Consider the following 19,351-nt stretch of genomic DNA (forward strand, 5'->3'; position numbering starts at 1 on the left):
ATTGCAAAAGTACAACAAAAAAACGTTCCGCAAAAATTTTTCACGAAAATATTTCAAAATCCCCGGGAAAAGCATGAAATCTTGCTAACTTTGTCAAGCAGGCGGCATTCCCGCGCAGGCGAAAAACGCGAAACATATGGCAGTGTTCAAAGTCGAAGGAGGCCACCGCCTCCACGGGTCCATCACCCCCCAGGGCGCCAAGAACGAGGCGCTCCAGATCCTTTGCGCCACGCTGCTGACCTCCGAACGGGTCACCGTGCGCAACGTTCCCCAGATACTCGACGTCATGCAGCTCATCGAGCTGCTGCGCGCGATGGGCGTGGAGGTCGAACGGCTCTCGGACGACGCCTATTCGTTCCGCGCCCGGGAGATCGACTTCGACTACCTCCGCACGGACGACTACCGCCGCCGCTGCGCCCGCCTGCGGGGTTCGGTCATGCTCATCGGCCCGATGCTGGCCCGCTTCGGCGTGGGATACATCCCCAAACCGGGCGGGGACAAGATCGGCAGGCGACGCCTCGACACCCACTTCCTCGGCTTCCGAAAACTCGGGGCGAAGTTCAACTTCGACGTCGCCGACGAATTCTTCATGGTCGAGGGGCGCGAGCTGCGGGGAACGTACATGCTGCTCGACGAGGCCTCGGTGACGGGTACGGCCAACATCATCATGGCGGCCGTGCTGGCCAAGGGTTTCACGACGATCTACAACGCCGCGTGCGAACCCTACATCCAGCAGTTGTGCCGCATGCTCAACCGCATGGGAGCGAAGATCTCGGGCATCGCCTCGAACCTGCTGACCATCGAGGGCGTCGAGGCGCTCGGCGGCACGGAACACGCGCTGCTGCCCGACATGATCGAGGTGGGCAGCTTCATCGGCATGGCCGCCATGAACCGCTCGGAGCTGACCATCCGCAACGTGTCGTACGAAAACCTGGGCATCATTCCCGCGCAGTTCGCCCGCATGGGCATCCGCTTCGAACAGCGCGGCGACGACATCCACATTCCCCAGCAGGACCACTACAGCATCGAGACGTTCCTCGACGGTTCGATCATGACCATCGCCGACGCCCCGTGGCCGGGGCTCACGCCCGACCTGCTGTCGATCTTCCTGGTGGTGGCCACGCAGGCCAAAGGCGCGGTGCTGATCCACCAGAAAATGTTCGAAAGCCGCCTCTTCTTCGTCGATAAGCTGATCGACATGGGGGCGCAGATCATCCTCTGCGACCCGCACCGCGCGACGGTCATCGGCCACGACCACCGGTTGCAGCTCCGCGCGACGCGCATGACATCGCCCGACATCCGCGCGGGCGTGGCGCTGCTGATCGCCGCCATGTCGGCCGAAGGAGTCTCGACGATCCAGAACATCGACCAGATCGACCGCGGATACAAGGACATAGACGGACGACTGAACGCCCTCGGAGCCCGGATCGAACGGCTCGAAGAGTGCCTGTGACCCCGTTTTCCGGCGGATTCCCGTGCCGCGGAGCGATCCGGCACGGGAATCCGCATGTCGGGAAGCGGACCGTCCCCCAAACGACGACCATTCAGCAATACTCATTACCACACTATGTTTCTGGAAAACGCCAGCCGCAAGGGCTGGATCGAAGTTGTCTGCGGCTCGATGTTCTCGGGTAAGACCGAAGAGCTGATACGCCGCCTCAAACGGGCGCAATTCGCCCATCAGCGGGTCGAGATATTCAAACCCCGCATCGACGTGCGCTACTCCGAAGAAGAGGTCGTCTCGCACGACGCGAACGCCATCCGCTCCACCCCGGTCGAGTCGCCGCAGAACATTCTGCTCATGGCCTCGGACGTGGACGTGGTGGGAATCGACGAAGCCCAGTTCTTCGACGACAGCATCGTGGACGTCTGCCGGCAACTGGCCGACAGCGGCGTGCGCGTGATCGTCGCGGGGCTGGACATGGACTACACGGGCCGGCCGTTCGGCCCGATGCCGGCGCTGATGGCCACGGCCGAATACGTCACGAAGGTGCACGCCATCTGCGTCCGCTGCGGCAACCTCGCGCACCACTCGCACCGCCTCACCAGCGACGAGAAGCAGGTGATGCTCGGCGCGCAGGACACCTACGAACCGATCTGCCGCCACTGTTTCCGGGAGCTGATGCGCCGGAAGCAGGAACCGGAACGGTGACCCGCCCCACCCGGAAAACGCACCGCCCCTGCCGCTACGGTTTGCGGCAGGGGCGTTTTCCCGTTCGGGCGGCCGGCGGAGAGGGGTCACGCCCCGTCGCGGCTGCGCTGCAACGCCTCGACGAATCCGGGCCAGAGCGTCCAGAGGTTCTCGGTCTGCAACCACAGCTCCCGGGCCTGCGCCGCCTGCGAAGGGCGTTCGCTCTCGATGTCCCGCAGGTAGGTCTCGTCGGCCGGATGCTCCGCGGCCGTGAACTCCGCGAAGTAGGGCGCGAAACGGGTCCGGAATCGCTTCAGCTCCCCCTCGGGCAACCGGCCGTCGCGGCGGTAGGCCGACCAGAGCAGCAACAGCTCCCGGCTGGCGCATTTGTCCGACACGTCGTTGATAACCTCGTCGAACAGCTCCTGTTCGTCCATGGCCAGGTAGTCGAACGCCAGCAGCTCGCTCCCCTCCAGATGGTCCTCGGGGTCCAGTTCCAGCAGGAGCTCGAGCAGCGCGGCGGACATTTCGAAATCGTTTATCAGGAAGTGGTCGATGGCCGAGGCACGGACCAGCTCCAGCGCCGCCCGCGAATTGCGGTGCGTCCATTCGAGGTTCACCTCCTCGTCGTCGGGAATCAGCTCCGCGAGGCGCTGGAAGGCCCGGAAACGTTCGTTGCAGGCTCCTTCGACATCGCCCGCCTCCTGCATCTTCCGGGCACGGTCCAGCACCCGGGCGAAATCGTACGGGCCTTCGCCGACCACCTCGAAGGTCTGGTCGGCCGTAGGGTTAAGAGAGGCTTTGCGCATCATCGCGTCGCAGTTTGAAAAGCATGAGAACAAGGACCGCCAGCGTCGCCGCACCGCCCAGCAGATAGGCCGCCGTGCGGTTTTCCATGCCGAAGAACTGCCCCGACACGAAGACGAACGAAGCGCAGACGAAAGTCATGAAGACCGCCGGAAGCAGCGCCACCCAGCGGTTGGACCGCCGCCGGACCATATAGACCACGACGGCCCACAGCACGATGGTCGCCAGCGTCTGGTTCGTCCAGGCGAAATAGCGCCACACGACGTCGAAATCGACCAGCGTGATGCCGTATCCCACGGCGAAAAGAGGGATACATATATAAAACCGCTTCAGCTTGCTCCGCTGGTCGATATGCAGCATGTCGGCGATAATGAGGCGGGCCGAGCGAAACGCCGTGTCGCCCGAGGTGATCGGGGCCGCGACGACGCCCAGCAGGGCCAGGATGCCGCCCACGACGCCCAGCGTGCCGTTCGAAATCGTATCCACGGCCCAGGCAGCGCTGTTGCCGTGCTCGCCGAGGGCCTCCGAAAGCCCGCCCGCGCCGCCGAAAAAGGCCATCGCCACGGCGGCCCAGATCAGCGCGATGACCGACTCGGAGATCATCGCCCCGTAGAAGACCGACCGGCATTCGCGTTCGTTGCCCACGCAGCGGGCCATGAGCGGCGACTGCGTGGCGTGGAAGCCCGAAATCGCGCCGCAGGCGATGGTGATGAAGAGCGTCGGAACGATCGGCACGGACGAGGCGTCGAGCTGGAAATTGGCGAAGGTGGTCATCTCGGGAATGCGGTAACCGCCGAAAAGCAACGCCCCGAGAAGTCCCAGAGCCATGGCGACCAGCGCCACGCCGAAGACGGGATAGACCTTGCCGATGATCTTGTCGATGGGCAGCAGCGTGGCGACGAAATAGTAGGCCAGGATGATCCACACCCACGCAGGGCAGGAAACGGCCGGCACGATGTTGGCCAGCAGTTGCGCGGGACTGAGCAGGAATACCGCCCCCACGAGCACCAGCAGCAATACCGAGAAGACGCGCATGAACTGCCGCATCCCGCCGCCCAGATAACGCCCGACGACCTCGGGAATGCTCAGCCCGTCGTTGCGCACGAGCATCATGCCCGACAGGTAATCGTGCATGGCCCCCATGAAGATTCCGCCGAAAGTGATCCACAGAAAGGCCACCGGACCGAAGCAGGCTCCCAGAATGGCCCCGAAGATCGGTCCCGTGCCGGCGATGTTGAGCAGTTGGATCAGGAAGATCCGCCAGCGCGGCAGCGGTACGTAATCCACGCCGTCGTAGAGCCGCCGGCAGGGCGTTTCGGACCGCGCATCGGCCCCCGCGAGCCGCTCCAGGTAGCGTCCGTAAGTGAAATAGGCCGCGACGAGCAGGGCCAGACAAAGCAGAAAGGTTACCATTTCCGGGTCAGATTTAGCGCGAATATAGCAAGAAATGCGAGATTTTTCTCAAAATTTTTGCGGGAAAAGAATTTTTTTCAGATATTTGCAGTCCCAAACGGGAAGGAAATTCCCCGCAGGCCGAATTAGCTCAGCGGTAGAGCACTTCACTCGTAATGAAGGGGTCCCGAGTTCAAATCTCGGATTCGGCTCGTAAAAAGGCCGCCGGACATGTCCGGCGGCCTTTTTACGTACAGGGAGGTCCGGAATCTTCGGAAGGCGGCCGCAACCGCAGCGTCCCGGGAACAGGCCGGAAGCCCCAAACAGGCCGGAACGCCGCCCCGGCAATCCGGACCGGTCCCGGAACAGACCGGAACGACTCCCGAAAACCGAAAAAAACGCCAGGACGAGCCGGAAGGCATCCCGGCAATCCGAAACCCGGTCTCCCGAACCGAAATGCGGCCGGCGGAACGAAACGGACGCCGTGTCACCCGAAAGCCGGCGGTTCCGGACGGAAGGGGCCGGCGGCTCCGCGAAAGTCCGGAAAAATCGAAAAACCTTCCGAACAGTTGAAAACCGCATCCGGCCGGCCGGTGGCCGGTACGACTTTTCGGAACGGAAACCGGCCGAAACCCGATGCCGGAAACGACCGATCCGAAACTCCACCGAATAAAAAAATCGCCCCGAGAGAACCATTTGTCCTATTTTTTATATCTTTGCCCCGATAGGTTTTCCCAGAAACCGGGTGTTCAAAATGCGAAAATATAAGGCAAAAACGGACTTTTCGTTACAGTCGGATTTCCGGGTCGAAAAACCGGTTACGAATAATAACATGAAGCGAAATATTCTTTAAAAATTTTTATATGCGAATTCTCTCCAAATCCCGTGTTTTGTTGTTGGCCGCAGCCCTGCTGATCGCTCCGGCAACCGGTCTGGCCGCTTCGAAATCGAAATCGAAGAAGAAAAAATCGAAGACCGAACAGGCCGAAAAGCCGAAAGTGGACAAATACACCAAAATGTTCGTCAATGACAAGTCGTGCCAGACGGCCCGCAGTCCGTTCCTGACGCTGCACAAGCTCAAGGGCAAGCTCTACGCGGAAGTTCCGTTGGAGACGATCGGCCGCGAGATGCTCATCGCCTCCACCATTTCGGAGGCCAGCGACATCAATCTGGGCACCATCGGCTACAAGCCCAAGGACCCGATGCACGTGAAATTCACGCGTATCGACACGACGCTCTACCTCTCGGAGGCCGTCGTGCCGCCCTTCTGCGACCCACGCGACTCGGCCCGGCTCAAGGCCATCGGCCGCAGCACCCTGCCGCCGATCATCGACTCCTACAAGTTCGTCTGCTACAACCGCGACAGCTCGGCCATCGTGGTGGACATGACCAAATTCTTCGCGGGCGACAACAAGCCCCTCGCCCCGATCGAGAGTTCGAGCGGCATGGTGAGCATCACCGGCAAGTTCAAGAGCGAAGGTTCGGCCATCGACCAGATCAAGGCCTTCGAGGACAACGTCTCGGTCAAGTCCTACCTTTCCTACTCCGTCTCGGCCGACCTGCTGGGACTCATCCAGCTCAAGAAGGACGAGCCGATGACCATGAAGGTGACGCGCACGATCCTGCTGCTGCCCGAGAAGCCGGCGCAGCCCCGCGTGGCGGATTCGCGCATCGGCATCTTCCTCACCGGCATGTCCCGGTTCAACGGCCAGAAGGATCAGATCGAGGATTTCTCGGTCATCAACCGCTGGAGCGTGCAGCCCTCCGACATGGAGGCATGGAAGCGCGGCGAGCTCGTCGAACCGGTCAAGCCGATCGTCTTCTACCTCGACGACGCCTTCCCCGAATTGTGGCGCGAGCCGATCCGCCGCGGCGTGCTCCGCTGGAACAAGGCCTTCGAGAAGCTCGGATTCAAGAACGTCATGCGCATCGAGGACTTCCCGACGGACGACCCCGAGTTCGATCCCGACAACCTGAAATACTCCTGCATCCGGTACGTGCCGGCCGCCGTGGCCAACGCCATGGGCCCCTCGTGGGTCGATCCCCGCTCGGGAGAGATCATCAACGCCTCGGTGCTGGTTTACAACGACGTGGTGCGCCTGGCCAACACGTGGCGCTTCGTGCAGACCTCGCAGGTGGACGAGCGCGTGCGCGGCAAGGAGTTGCCCGACGACGTGTTCCAGGAGTCGCTCGAGTACATTCTGGCGCATGAGATCGGCCACTGCCTCGGCCTGATGCACAACATGGCCGCATCGGACGCCTTCCCCGTGGACTCGCTCCGCAGCGCGACCTTCACGCAGCGGTACGGCACGACGCCCTCGATCATGGACTACGCCCGCTTCAACTACGTGGCCCAGCCCGGCGACAAGGGCGTGAAGCTCACCCCGCCGGACCTCGGTCCCTACGACTACTACGCCATCGGATACGCCTACCGTCCGCTGCCCGACAAGAAGGATCTGTTCGACGAGGAGGAGACCCTGCGCGGCTGGATCGACGAGAAGGCGGGCGACCCGATGTACCGCTACGGCCGCCAGCAGCTCGTCGCCCGCTACGACCCCACGGCGCTGGAGGAGGACCTCGGCGACGACCACCTCAAGGCCGGCGACTACGGCATCGCCAACCTCAAGTACATCCTCTCCCGCATGGAGGAGTGGATCCCCGACGCCGAAGACCCCGACATGAAGCACCGCACGGCGCTCTACGAGGCCATCGCCGGACAGTTCGCCCGCTACGTGAACGCCGCGATGCTCAACGTCGGCGGAATCCGTCTGACGGACGTGAACAGCAACACGGCGGGCGGCCCGCAGGCGATCGCCATCCCCAAGGAGGAGCAGCGCGCCTCGCTCAGGTGGGTGCTCGAGCAGATGAAGCACTCCGAATGGCTCGAGCAGCCCTCGCTGACGGGCAAGATGCCGCTGCACGTGGACTACTCGTTCATCCTGCGCTTCAACTTCTGCCGCGCCTTCTTCAACAGCTACAAGAACGTGATCCTCTCGTCGCACATCGCCCAAAACCCCTACACGCCGCAGGAGTACATGGACGACCTCTACCGGATCGTCTGGGAGAGCGCCATCAAGGGCCGTCCGGCGACGCCCGCCGAGCGGCTCATCCAGCGCATGTTCGTCGATACGGCCACCGACGTGGCCTCGAGCCAGTCGAAGCGCATCAAGCTGGGCGGCATCGCGGAGGCCTACGCCCCCTCGGTGGACGAGATCGCCCTCATGGGACTGGACGACACGGGGCTGGTGGAGCGCTACCTCGCCCCGCTGCGCGAGATCGAGGAGGCGAACGGCAAGGGCTACGTGGCCTCGCAACTGTGGAAGGACGAGATGCTCTCGGACGGCTACGGCTGGCAGTACAACGTCAACCTGCGGTCGATCGACGAGTCGCGCGCGCTGTTCTACCACGTGAACGACCGGATCCTCAAACTGCTGCGCAGCCGCGTGAACGGCGCCACGGGCGATACGAAGGCGCACTACCAGTCGCTGATCTACGTGATCGAGCGCAGTCTCTATCCGTCGCAAAACTAAACTCGTGAAAACCCGGACGGGCCGACCCCGCGGGCCGGCCCGTCCATAACCCAAAGCCTATGCACACATTTACGTTCCGTTTCAGCCGGATACCCCGGCTGCTGTTACTCGTGACCCTGTTGTGCCGCGCGGTCCTTACGGCGCAGGCGCAGGGGGGGGGTGAACCCGTGGACATGAACGCCACGCTGACGATCGACGCCGAAGGGACGCCCGTGACCGCCGTACTGGACGAAATCACCCGCAAGAAGGGCATCCGCTTCGCCTACGATCCCGAAGACATCCGGCAACTGCCCGCCGTGACCGGCCACTTCAAGAACATCCGCGTCTATGAGCTGCTCGGAAAATGCCTCGAAGGCACGAACTTCAAGTACGAGACCGAGAACGACTTCGTCGTCATCTACGACACCTCGGGCAAGACCCGCAAGTTCACTGTCTCGGGAACCGTTTACGACCCGAACAAGAATCCGCTGGCCGGTGCGTCGGTCATCCTGAAGGGCGGCAACGGACAGGGCGTCTCCGCCGACGGCGACGGACGCTTCTCGATCACCTTCACGTCGAAGACCAGTCCGGCCGTGCTCGAAATCGGCTTCCTCGGCATGGAGAGCCGCCGGATCGCCGTGACCGGTTCGGCCAAGGGACTGAAGGTCTCGCTCAAGGAGGGCGGCACACAGATCGAGGACGTCGTGGTGAACGGCATGTTCACCCGCAACAAGAACACCTACACCGGCTCGGTGACGACGATCAAGGGCGAGGACCTCGTCTCTATCTCGAACACCAACATCATGACGGCGCTCAGCGCCGTGACGCCCGGCATGGTGGTCGTGGACAACAACGCCCTCGGCTCGAACCCCAACGCCATTCCGGAAATCCTCATACGCGGTTCGAACTCCATCGCCACGTCGGCCGAGGAGAAGGCCTACAACAACCCGCTCATCATCCTCGACGGCGCGGAGATCACCATGGAGGAGCTCTACGACCTCGACATGTACGAGATCGAACGGATCGACGTGCTGAAGGACGCCCAGGCGGCCATCGTCTATGGCGACCGCGCCGCCAACGGCGTGATCGTCATCGAGCGCCAGCAGGTGACCGACAGCAAGCCCCGCCTGAGCTACAACTTCGTCCCCGAACTGAGCATCCCCGACCTCAGCTCGATGAACCTCTGCAACGCCGCGCAGAAACTCGAGCTGGAGCGGCTGGCCGGACTTTACACCACGGAGAACGGCTCGATGGACGAAGCCTACGCCTACAAGCTGCAAAACGTGCGCCGGGGCGTGAACACCGACTGGATACGCGCCCCGCTCCGCGTTCCGTTCAGCCATACCCACTCGCTGTCGCTGAGCGGCCGCGCCCAGAAGATCGACTACCGCACCTCGCTGCGCTTCAGCGACAAGTACGGCGTGATGAAGGGCGACAACCGCCGCAACTACACGCTCAACTTCTCGATCGGCTACCACATGCGCGACAAGCTCACGCTGCGTTACACGGCCAACTACTCGCTCACCGACGCCAAGGAGTCGCCCTACGGCGATTTCAGCGCCTACACCCGGCTCAACCCCTACGACACGCCCTTCGACGAGTACGGCAACCTGGTCAAGGCCTTCAACTTCGATCCGGAGGACACCTCGACCTCGGGCGACGGCCATCAGGTCAATCCGCTCTACAACGCCACGCTGTCGAGCTTCGAGACCACGCGCGACCAGACCCTGCGCAACACCGTGGACGCCAAATGGTACGTCACGAAGGACTTCTTCATCACCGGACAGTTCAACGTCGATATCAAGACGAACCAGTACGACCGCTACACCTCGCCCGAGGACGCGACATACCTCGGTGAAACCGATCCGGCCAAACGGGGCGAGTACCGGCTCGGCACGGGCAAGGCTTTCAACTACGACGGCAAGATCGTCCTCAACTACGGCCGCAACCTCGACGACCGCGGCACGGGCTTCGTGGTCAATGCCGGCGCCGACATCCAGCACACCAATACGACCACGTCGTACACCACGGCGATAGGCTTCCTCAAGGACGACCTGTCGGACATCAAATACGCGCTCGGGTACAGCCCGTCCTCCCTGCCGTCGGGCACCGAGACGCTCCTGGCCAAGGTGGGATTCTTCGCCAGCGGCAACTTCTACTTCCGCAACCGCTACTTCGCCGACATCTCCTACCGCACCTCCGGTTCGTCGGCCTACGGTTCGGAGAACCGCTTCGCGCCCATGTGGTCGTTCGGTCTGGGATGGAACCTCCACAAGGAGGCATTCCTCGAGCGGGCCAAGTGGATCGACGTGCTGCGCCTGACGTGGTCGTGGGGCTACAACGGCCAGACGACCGGAAACCCCTACCAGGCCATCACGACCTACAAATACGACAACGACTACCTCTATTACACGGGCGTGGGCGCCGTGCCGATCCGCATGGGCAACCCCGAACTGAAGTGGCAACGCGTGCTGAAGAACAACTTCGGCCTCGACATGACCCTCTTCAAGGAGCGGCTGGTCATCGGCTTCGACTACTTCCGCAACACCACGAAGGACCAGCTCATGTCGATCCCCCTGCCGGCATCGACCGGTGCGGAGGACATCACCGTGAACTTCGGCGAGAACCAGAACGTCGGCTACGAGTTTTCGGTGGCCGCACAGGTGATCCGCAGCAAGAACTGGGCCTGGACGACGGTCATCAACGGTTCGCACGTGAAGGACCGCATCAACCGCATCAGCACCACGCTCAAGAACACGTCGTACCAGATAGAGGAGGACAGCCCGCTGCGTCTGCGCTTCCGCGAAGGCGGTTCGCAGTACGATATCTACGCCGTGCGCTCGGCCGGCATCGACCCGGCGACCGGTCAGGAAATATTCATCGACCGGAACGGCGAATACACCTTCCGGTACGATGCGGACGACGAGGTGGTGGTGGGCAACACGCAGCCCAAGCTGCAAGGAACGTGGCTCAACACGCTCCGCTACAAGGGCTGGTCGCTGAACCTCGTGTTCAGCTACAAGTTCGGCGGCGACACCTACAACAAGACGCTCTGGTCCAAGGTGGAGGACATCGACCCGCGCTACAACGTGGACGCACGCGCCTTCACCGACCGCTGGAAGCGCCCGGGCGACCTCTCGCGCTTCTTGGCCATCAAGGAGATCCGGCCGGAGGACTCCTCCTACAGTTCGGAGCGTTTCGTCGAGCGCCTCAACGAGCTGTGGCTCTCGAGCGCGATGCTCACCTACGAGTTCCAGGCCAAGTTCCTCAAGCGCATCGGCTTCAAGCGGCTGGCCATCGGCGTGGGCGTCTCGGACATCTTCCGCCTCTCGACCGTCAAGTACGAACGCGGCACGAGCTATCCCTACAGCCGGACGATCAACCTGGTGTTCCGACCCACTTTCTAAACCGCACAGCATTATGTCACGCATGAAAAAATACCGTTTCTATCTGTTGGCCCTGCTCCCGCTGCTGGGCGGCTGCGAGGCCTACCTCGACGTCAATCCCAAATCGGAGGTGACCGACAAGGAACTTTACGCGACGGCCGAAGGCTGCGAGGACGCCATCTACGGCATCTACGCCGAGATGGGCGCGGACAAGGACCTCTACGGCCGCAAACTCTCGTTCGAATACCCCGAGACGATGATCGGCAACTTCACCATACCGCAGACCGACCCGATGGCCTACGCCGTGCAGCGCCAGTGGACGACCGACGACGCCGTCACCATCGCCGAAGACATCTGGGTGGCAGGCTACAAGGTGATCGGGCACATCAACAAGGCCCTGATGCACATTCTGCCCAAAGCCGACGACGTATATCCCCATATCAGGCTCTACAAGGGCGAGCTGCTCGCCCTGCGCGCCTTCATGCACTTCGAAATGGTGCGCCTCTTCGCCGTATCGTCCGGCTCGGGCGACACCGCGGCCAAGGCCAAGGCCATTCCCTACGTGAAGAGCTACGGCATCGAAGTCACCCCGTACAGCTCGCTCGACAAGGTGTTCGAGGAGATCGTCGGCGACCTCACCGAAGCCGAAAAGTACCTCGCCGAGGATGAGGAGCTGGTCACCCCGGTGCGCACCAACGCCGCCGACGGCTTCACCAGTTGCCGCATCACCCACCTGAACCTCTACGCCGTGCAGGCGATGCTGGCCCGCGTATATTGGACGGCGGGCAACCTGGAACTGGCCGAAAAGTATGCCGAAAAGGTGATCGACAGCGGGAAATTCCCCCTGATGCGGACCGCGGAGGCGTGGAATGCCGTGGAGACCGGCACGCTCAACATGCAGGAGACCCTCTTCGGGCTCTACTCGACGCAGTTCCTCAAGAACTACTACGACAAACACATCTACAGCGGCGCCACGCTCGAACTCTCCGACGAGTACAAGGAGGTGTACGCCACGGACGAAGCCGGCACCGACAAGCGGTACACCCTCTGGTTCAACACCAGCACGGGACAGTGCATCAAGCATTACAGCAAAATGTACGCCAACGGCGAGACGAACGCCACCTACACCGGCAACTCGATCCCGGGCCTAAGCCTGATCCGGATTCCCGAAATGTACTACATCGTCGCCGAGGCCAATCTCACCAAGGACCCCGACAAGGCGGTGGAATACCTCGACTACGTGGTGACGTCGCGCGAGCTGACCGCCTTCGCCGACCGCGAAGGTTCGATCACCGAGGAGAACATCTACAACGAACGCCGCAAGGAGTTCTATGCCGACGGCGAGAGTTTCTTCGACATGAAGCACCTCCAGTCGGACGTGGAGCTTCCGGGCATGGGCGTCTTCTCCGGCACGGACGACGCCACCTATACGATTCCCATTCCGAAAAGCGTGGAGGACAATTACCGAAACTAAACGACGAGGCTTTATGAAACGTTCATTCCTTTTCGATACGGCCCTGTTGCTGGCCGTCACCGCCGGAGCGGTTTCCTGCGGCGATACGTGGCTGAAATACGACACGTCGCAGAAAAACAAGCTCTATTTCACGGAGGGTCCGCTCAACCTCGACCAGTATATCTCCACCGACATCTCGTTCGCCATCTACGACGAGACGGTGCAGGAGATCCAGCGGAAGGTCCCGGTCAAACTGCTGGGCACGGTCTCCGACCGCGACCGCACGTTCGAGGTCGCGGCGATCCACGACACCACGACGAACTACATCTCGGGCGGCGTGCAGCGCGAACTGGTCGATGCCGTCGAAGGCGAGGACTACACGCTGGGCGAGCTGGTCATTCCCGCCGGCGAGGTCGAAGGCGAGATCGTCGTCACGGCGAAGCGCTCGGAGAAGATCCTGACGAAAACCGCCTCGCTCGTGCTCCAGATCGTCGAGACCGACCTGTTCGAAGGCGTCCCGCGCAACGTCTTCCGCGTACTCATCTCGGACGGCACCCCCACCTGCCCGATCTGGTGGCGTTACGACGCCGAGAACGAGTGGTACATGTACCTGGGCAACTTCACGCCCGACAAGTACCGCAAGGTGCTGGAGTTCTACCACGGCATCGAGGATACGAACCCCTCGCTCTACAAGACGATGGTCGAGCAGTTCGGCGAGAACATCGACAACGAACACTACACGACCACCACGGGCGGACAGGCGGACCTGACCATGGGATTCATGGTCCGGAGCAACAATCCGCAGAAACTGGCCTGGGTACGCTACGTGCTCTGTCCGACGTTCGACTACTACAAGGAGAATTTCCCCGACGCCGAAGTCTACACCGACAAGTCCGTGAGCGTCACGACGAAGGGCTGGCGCGACCCCGCGTATAACTATTAACAGCGAGCTACCATGACAAGACAGATACTGAAATACCTGCTGCCGCTTCTCTGCGGCACGGCGCTGATCTCCTGCTACGGAATCGAGGAGGAGCACTACCGCGAGCTGGCCCCGGTGACGGTCAGCGGCGTGGACGAGGTGATCTATGCGAAAGCGACCGAGACGCTCCGTCTCGACGGCATCCGCATCGAGAGCGCCAACGACCGCGAGGTCGCCTGCGAATGGGCCTACGGCAAACCCGAAGGCGATTTCCCGGGGATGGCCGATTCGATCTACCTTTCCGACTCGCCCACGCTCGACTACACCTTCAACAGCGCGGGCAGCTACGTGCTGCGCCTGAAGGTGGACAACGGCGAGAGCGTCGGCTTCCATTACTACGAACTGCGCGTGCAGGCGGGATTCGACGAAGGGTACCTGATCCTCTGCAACGACGAAGAGGGCAAGGGTTCGATGGCCTTCGTCAAGAAACGCTCGCCGCAGGAGGAGGCCGAGGGCGCCCAGGAGGTTTGGGAGGACCTGCTGGCGACGATCAACCCGAGCTACGCATTCCGTGACCTGCGCGACGTCTATGTATTCTCCTCTTCGTCCGAATCGGGCGTGCTCATCACCTCGGGCGACGAAGAAGGGTCGATCTACCACCTCGACCCCACCTCGCTGGAGGTGACGTTCCGGCTCCGTGCGATGGACGAATACGGCACACGCACGGGCAGGATTCTGGGCGAAAAGACTTCGCGCGGCCACTACTCCTACGTCATCGGCGACGACGGAAAGGCCTACCGCTACGAATTCGCCTCCGACCTGCTCGCCGTGCGTCAGACGCCCTATCCGGTGAAATACGGCTACCAGAGCTACTACGCCAACACCGTGCAGGGCACGCGCGTGCCGCTCATGTTCAGCGAGAGCGGCGTGGTGGGCTTTCCGAACTCGAACATCAAGGGATTCGGCGTCCCCGACGGTTACGAGGTAATCAACGCCGCCGGAACCCGCGTGGGCACGGAGGAGTACTACGTCATCGCCCGCTCGACGGCGGGAGAGCCGCGCAAGGTGCAGATCATCAAGTCCAACTCCGGCATCTCGTCGCAGAGCACCGTGCTCGAATACGACGAGTCGCGCCCCATGCTGATCGACCGGAACTCCACGATGGTCCCGACGAAGGTAAGCAACAACATCTACTACAACTACGACGACAAAATCTACCACTGGGCGATGCTCAGCGTCACCCCGACGCTTCCGGCCGAGGGCGACCGGCCGGACATCACGCTTCCCGAAGGCGAACGGATCATGGCCATCTGCTCGAACGCCATGCCCTCCACCTCGGCCACGACCGTGGATGACGACCTGCTGCTGATCGCCACCTACAACCCCGCGGCGACCGACCGCAAGCCGGGCAGCCTCTACATCTACAACCTGAAGACGCTGGAGCAGGTGAAAAAGTATGAAGGCATCTGCGAGAAGCCCGTGGCCGTGACCTACAAATTCCCCACGTCGAACTGACGCGGCGGCACGCAGCGCAGGACGCCCCTTCCGGTTCTCCGGAAGGGGCGTCTTCGCATGGCAGGGCGCAGACGGCCGGCATTCCGGAGCAGAATATCCGGAAAATCGGGAAGACATCCGGAGAACCGGGGAGGCAGGCACTGCGGAAATTCCGGAAACCGGACGCCGGAGCCCCTCCCCGCCGGGATGCGGTCCCGCCTCCCCCGGCGGCGGATTAGGATATGTACGGAATTCGTCGTATCTTGCGGGAAAAATACGGAACCATGACAGAAGAACTGCAATTCATCCCCTTTACCTCCCCCGCCGACAGGGGATGGGCCGAAGCGATGGAGATTTATCGCCGGTCGTTCCCCTACAAGGAGCAGCGCTCCGAGGAGGACCACGTCCGCGCCCTCCGGGATCCGCACTTCCGGGCCGACGGCATCTGGTGCGGCGACGAGTTCGTCGGCATCCTCTACCACTGGCAGGGCGACGGATGGCACTATGTCGAACACCTCGCCGTATCGCCCGCCCTGCGCGGCCGGAACATGGGTTCGAAGGCCCTCGCGGCCTTCTGCGAAGGCCGGCGCGTCATTCTGGAGATCGATCCTCCGGCGGACGAAATCTCGATCCGGCGGCTGCATTTCTACCGGCGGCTCGGCTTCGTCGAGAATCCGCACGAGTACATCCACCCTTCGTTCCGCCGCCCCTTCGAGCAGCACAGGCTGGTGCTGATGAGCTATCCTTCGCCGCTGACCGACGACGAGGCCCGCCGCTTCGCCGATTTCGTCCGCGAGACGGTGCTGCGCTACACCGAGCACGAGGCCCCGCAGCTTCCCCGGCTTCCGTAGGCGGAACCGGACCTCCCCGGCAACGGCAACCGCATGCGGTCCGAACCTGTTCCCGCCGCAACGACACGGAAAGCGGGCGGAACCTCCGGAGGTTCCGCCCGCTTCGCATTTCCGGACCGGGACCGGTCCTAAAACATGCCGACCAGCCCCTTCGTCACGAAATACCCTCCCACAACCAGCCAGACGTAGAGCAGCCCCGCCAGCACGAAGGGTTTCGCCCCGGCCTGACGGAACTTGTCGATGCTCGTCTCCGTCCCCAGCGCCGTCATGGCCATCGTCAGCAGGAACGTGTCGAGGTACTCGACGGCGCCGTTGAGCGGAATCTCCCGGACGCTCTCCGCACCGCACACGTATTGCAGCAGCGAATTGAGGCAGATCACACCCAGAAACCCGAAGGCGAACCACGGCACGGCGATCCGCCCCCGCGTTTCCGTTCCGCCCGGCGTACGCCGCCGGCCCGCCAGCAGCAGGCTCATGACCACCAGCACGGGGGCCAGCAGCATGACGCGGATCATCTTGGTAATGGTGGCCACCCCGGCGATGCCCAGCGCATCGGTCGGATCCATCGCATTGCCCGCCCCGGCCACGTGCGCCACCTCGTGCAGCGTGCTTCCGGTATAGACGGCCACCTCCGTGTCGGTCATGCCGCCGAGCAGGCCCGTGCGGTACATGACCGGATAGAGGAACATGGAGAGCGTGCCGAAAACGACCACCGTGGAGACGGCGACGGCGGTCTTGTACCCTTCGCACCGCACCACCGGCTCGGCGCCCAGCACGGCCGCCGCGCCGCAGATCGCACTGCCCGTCGAGGTCATCAGCGCCGTGTCGCGGTCGATTCCCAGCAGCCGCCCGAGCGCGACGCCGCCCAGAAGCGTTCCCGCCACGACGACCAGATCGACCGCGACGGCCGGAAGCCCGACGGCCGCCACCTGCGTCAGCGTCAGGCGGAAACCGTAGAGAACGATGCCCCAGCGGAGCACCTGTTTCGTGCAGAACCGGATGCCCGGAACCCATGTTTCGGGAAGCCGGTTGCGCAGGCTGTTGGCATAGAGCATCCCCAGCACGATGCCGACGATCAGAGGGCTGAGCGAGAGCCGTTCGACGAAGGGGAATCCGGCGATGTAGAACGCCGCGAACGAAAAGAGCGCAATGAGCAGAATCCCGTGCAGCGTATTGGCTCTGTTACCTTTTTCCAGCATAACGTTTCGCAATTTGAGTCGGAGGAGACGCCTCCCGACGACTTTTCAAGAATACCGGAGGCAAAGATCGCGCGTTTACGCCTGAAATACAACAAGATTTCGTTATGCGGAATAACTTCGTGTTATGACGGAGGGCGCCGGACCGTCAGAGACCGGACAGGGCGAAGTCGGCGAACTGCCGGGCGAGCGGCGCGGGCTCCGCCGCGAGGTGCACGAACGAGAAGTCGCGCGTCAGGGTCAGTCCCTCGATGTCCACGATCCGCAGCGCCCCGCTGCGCAGCTCGTCCACGACCGAGATCACCGACACGAGGGCCATCGCGTCGCTGTTGCGGACGAAGGACTTGATTCCCTCGGTCGTGCCCAGCCGCATCGCCACCTCGAGCTGCGAGAGCCGCAGTCCGACCCCGGCCAGCGCCGCGGCGATCACCTCGAGCGTCCCCGAGCCGTCCTCGCGCAGCACGAGCGGAATCCGGCACAGCGCCTCGGGCGTCACGGATTCCGTGCGGGCGAACCTCCCGCCCGGACGCGCCACCAGCACCAGCTCGTCGGGCCGGAAGAGCGTGTAGTGCAACCCCTGCCGGCGGCTGACGCTCTCGACCATGCCCAGGTCGATCTCGCGGTCGGCCAGCGCCCGTTCGATCTGGCCGCTGTTGCCCGACAGGACCGAAACCCGCACGCCGGGAAAACGCGCCGTGAAGCGCGCCAGCGCCGGCGGCAGCAGGTATTGTGCGATGGTCGTGCTGGCTCCGAGGCGCAGCTCGCCCTCGGCCTGATTCGCGCAGAGGCTCATTTCGTACTCCAGCCGGCGGTAGTCGTCGGAGATGCGTCCGGCGGCCTCGAGCAGCACCTGCCCGGCAGCGGTCAGCTCCAGGCGGCTGCCGCGGCGGACGAAGAGGGGAACCCTGTAACGCGATTCCAGTTCGCCGATATGCCTGCTCACGGCGGGCTGGGAGATATAGAGCCGTTCGGCGGTCCGCGTGAAACTCAGCGTCCGGGCCGCCGTGATGAAGACTTTCAGACGGAAATCGTCCATGGCCGTCAGCCGAGACGGCCCTCTTCGGCGAACTCACGCACGGAGCGCACGTAGTGGTCGATCGTCTCCTGCATCGTCAGGAACGACTTGCCGCCCGCGGCGTTCTTGTGTCCGCCGCCGTTGAAATACCTGCGGGCGAAGAGATTGACGTCCACGTCGCCCCGCGAACGCAGGGAGATGCGGATGAACTTGCGGTGCGCGAGGAACATGGCCGACATTTTGACCTTCTTGATCGTCAGGGCGTAATTGACGAACCCCTCGCTGTCGCCCTGCTGGAACTGGAAACGGCGCATTTCGTTCTCCATCAGCGACATGTAGGCCACCGTACCGTCCTCTATGAGGTTCATCTTGCGGTTGATGGCATAGCCGAACAGCCGCGCGCGGCCTTCGGTGTAGGCATTATAGACGTTGTTGTAGATTTCGGGAATCCGGATGCCCGTCTCGGCCAGCGCGGCCACGGCGCGGAACAGCTCGGGCGTGAGGTGCGAAAAGGCGAAGTTGCCCGTGTCGGTCATCATCCCGACGTAGAGCAGTTCGGCCATCCGCCGCGTCACCGCCTCCCGGCCGTAGAGGGCCTCGACCAGGCAGTAAACCAGAAAGCAGGTGCTCGACGCCTCGGGATGCGAGAAAACGATGTCGAAACCCTCGTCGGGTTGCAGGTGGTGGTCGATCAGCACGCGGCAGGCCGTCGTGTTCGCCTCGATCGTCGCGCTCAGGATCTCGAGACGCGAGACGGCGTTGAAATCGAGGCAGAAGATCGCATCCGCCTCGGCCACGGCCTTCGCCGCGCGCCCTTCGGCGTCGGTCTTGAAGACCACGACCTCGCCGATGCCCGGCATCCAGTCGAGGAAATAGGGGTATTTGTTCGGCACGATGCACGTCACCTCGTGGCCCAGTCCCCGCAGCACCTCGGCCCAGGCGAGCGACGAACCGACGGCGTCGCCGTCGGGGTTGGCGTGGGAGACGGTCACGATCCGCAGCCGGGGCCGCGCGAGCAGCTCCCGCAGTGAGCCGATATGCTTTTCCGATAACTTCATTCCGGACCTCCTTCGCTAATAACAGTCGGACAAAGGTAACAAAAAAGAGGGAGATACCAAACCGCCGCCGTGCGGCCCGCGGATGCGCGGCACCCGCCCGCTTTCCGGCCGTCGGCCGGAAATTCTCCCGACATCCG

Annotated in this window: 13 protein-coding genes and 1 tRNA gene; 9 read left to right on the plus strand and 5 right to left on the minus strand. The window is 62.8% G+C overall.

The window, feature by feature from the left end:
* Positions 1-136: 136 nt before the first annotated feature.
* Both murA and KB554_RS10425 read left to right on the plus strand, forming a co-directional pair.
* Positions 137-1,453 (plus strand): UDP-N-acetylglucosamine 1-carboxyvinyltransferase, encoded by a 1,317-nt coding sequence (gene murA, locus KB554_RS10420; RefSeq protein ID WP_141428430.1) that lies wholly within the window; start codon positions 137-139, stop codon positions 1,451-1,453.
* A gap of 114 nt (positions 1,454-1,567) precedes the next feature.
* Positions 1,568-2,152 carry a thymidine kinase gene (locus KB554_RS10425; protein WP_141428429.1) on the plus strand — a complete coding sequence of 195 codons (585 nt, stop codon included), beginning with the start codon at positions 1,568-1,570 and terminating at the stop codon, positions 2,150-2,152.
* An 86-nt stretch (positions 2,153-2,238) separates the two neighbouring features.
* On the opposite strand, the gene KB554_RS10430 is transcribed toward KB554_RS10425, so the two are convergent.
* On the minus strand, positions 2,239-2,940 hold the full coding sequence (locus KB554_RS10430) for a tetratricopeptide repeat protein (RefSeq protein WP_211036045.1): 702 nt from the start codon (positions 2,938-2,940) through the stop codon (positions 2,239-2,241).
* Complete coding sequence (locus KB554_RS10435) at positions 2,921-4,351, minus strand: carbon starvation protein A (RefSeq protein ID WP_211035995.1); 1,431 nt, start codon at positions 4,349-4,351, stop codon at positions 2,921-2,923. The genes KB554_RS10430 and KB554_RS10435 overlap by 20 nt, the downstream gene beginning before the upstream one ends.
* A gap of 119 nt (positions 4,352-4,470) precedes the next feature.
* Here KB554_RS10435 and KB554_RS10440 point away from each other — a divergent pair.
* From KB554_RS10440 to KB554_RS10470, 7 genes are all read left to right on the plus strand, one after another.
* A tRNA-Thr gene (locus KB554_RS10440) sits at positions 4,471-4,542 on the plus strand.
* 678 nt (positions 4,543-5,220) lie between these two features.
* Positions 5,221-7,860, plus strand: a complete 2,640-nt coding sequence (locus tag KB554_RS10445; protein WP_333844609.1) for a zinc-dependent metalloprotease — start codon at positions 5,221-5,223, stop codon at positions 7,858-7,860.
* A 59-nt stretch (positions 7,861-7,919) separates the two neighbouring features.
* Entirely contained in the window at positions 7,920-11,246 is a 3,327-nt protein-coding gene (locus KB554_RS10450; RefSeq protein ID WP_141428426.1) for a SusC/RagA family TonB-linked outer membrane protein, read from the plus strand.
* A gap of 13 nt (positions 11,247-11,259) precedes the next feature.
* A complete protein-coding gene (locus KB554_RS10455; protein WP_211035997.1) occupies positions 11,260-12,699 on the plus strand; it encodes a RagB/SusD family nutrient uptake outer membrane protein in 1,440 nt (479 codons plus the stop codon).
* A gap of 13 nt (positions 12,700-12,712) precedes the next feature.
* Positions 12,713-13,621, plus strand: coding sequence for a DUF4843 domain-containing protein (locus KB554_RS10460; RefSeq protein WP_211035999.1), 909 nt, complete (start codon positions 12,713-12,715; stop codon positions 13,619-13,621).
* 12 nt (positions 13,622-13,633) lie between these two features.
* On the plus strand, positions 13,634-15,115 hold the full coding sequence (locus tag KB554_RS10465; protein ID WP_141428423.1) for a hypothetical protein: 1,482 nt from the start codon (positions 13,634-13,636) through the stop codon (positions 15,113-15,115).
* 263 nt (positions 15,116-15,378) lie between these two features.
* Positions 15,379-15,945: a GNAT family N-acetyltransferase gene (locus KB554_RS10470; protein ID WP_141428422.1), complete on the plus strand. Its 567-nt coding sequence runs from the start codon at positions 15,379-15,381 to the stop codon at positions 15,943-15,945.
* Between the two features lie 128 nt (positions 15,946-16,073).
* On the opposite strand, the gene KB554_RS10475 is transcribed toward KB554_RS10470, so the two are convergent.
* The 3 genes from KB554_RS10475 to KB554_RS10485 all read right to left on the minus strand — a co-directional run bounded on the left by KB554_RS10475 (position 16,074) and on the right by KB554_RS10485 (position 19,214).
* Positions 16,074-17,144, minus strand: a complete 1,071-nt coding sequence (locus KB554_RS10475) for a YeiH family protein (RefSeq protein WP_211036001.1) — start codon at positions 17,142-17,144, stop codon at positions 16,074-16,076.
* A 145-nt stretch (positions 17,145-17,289) separates the two neighbouring features.
* A complete protein-coding gene (locus KB554_RS10480) occupies positions 17,290-18,177 on the minus strand; it encodes a LysR family transcriptional regulator (protein ID WP_211036003.1) in 888 nt (295 codons plus the stop codon).
* A 5-nt stretch (positions 18,178-18,182) separates the two neighbouring features.
* A complete protein-coding gene (locus KB554_RS10485) occupies positions 18,183-19,214 on the minus strand; it encodes a DHH family phosphoesterase (protein WP_141428419.1) in 1,032 nt (343 codons plus the stop codon).
* Positions 19,215-19,351 lie beyond the last annotated feature (137 nt).

It is taken from the genome of Alistipes sp. Marseille-P2263 (genome assembly GCF_018101075.1).
Classification (GTDB): Bacteria; Bacteroidota; Bacteroidia; order Bacteroidales; family Rikenellaceae; genus Alistipes; species Alistipes dispar.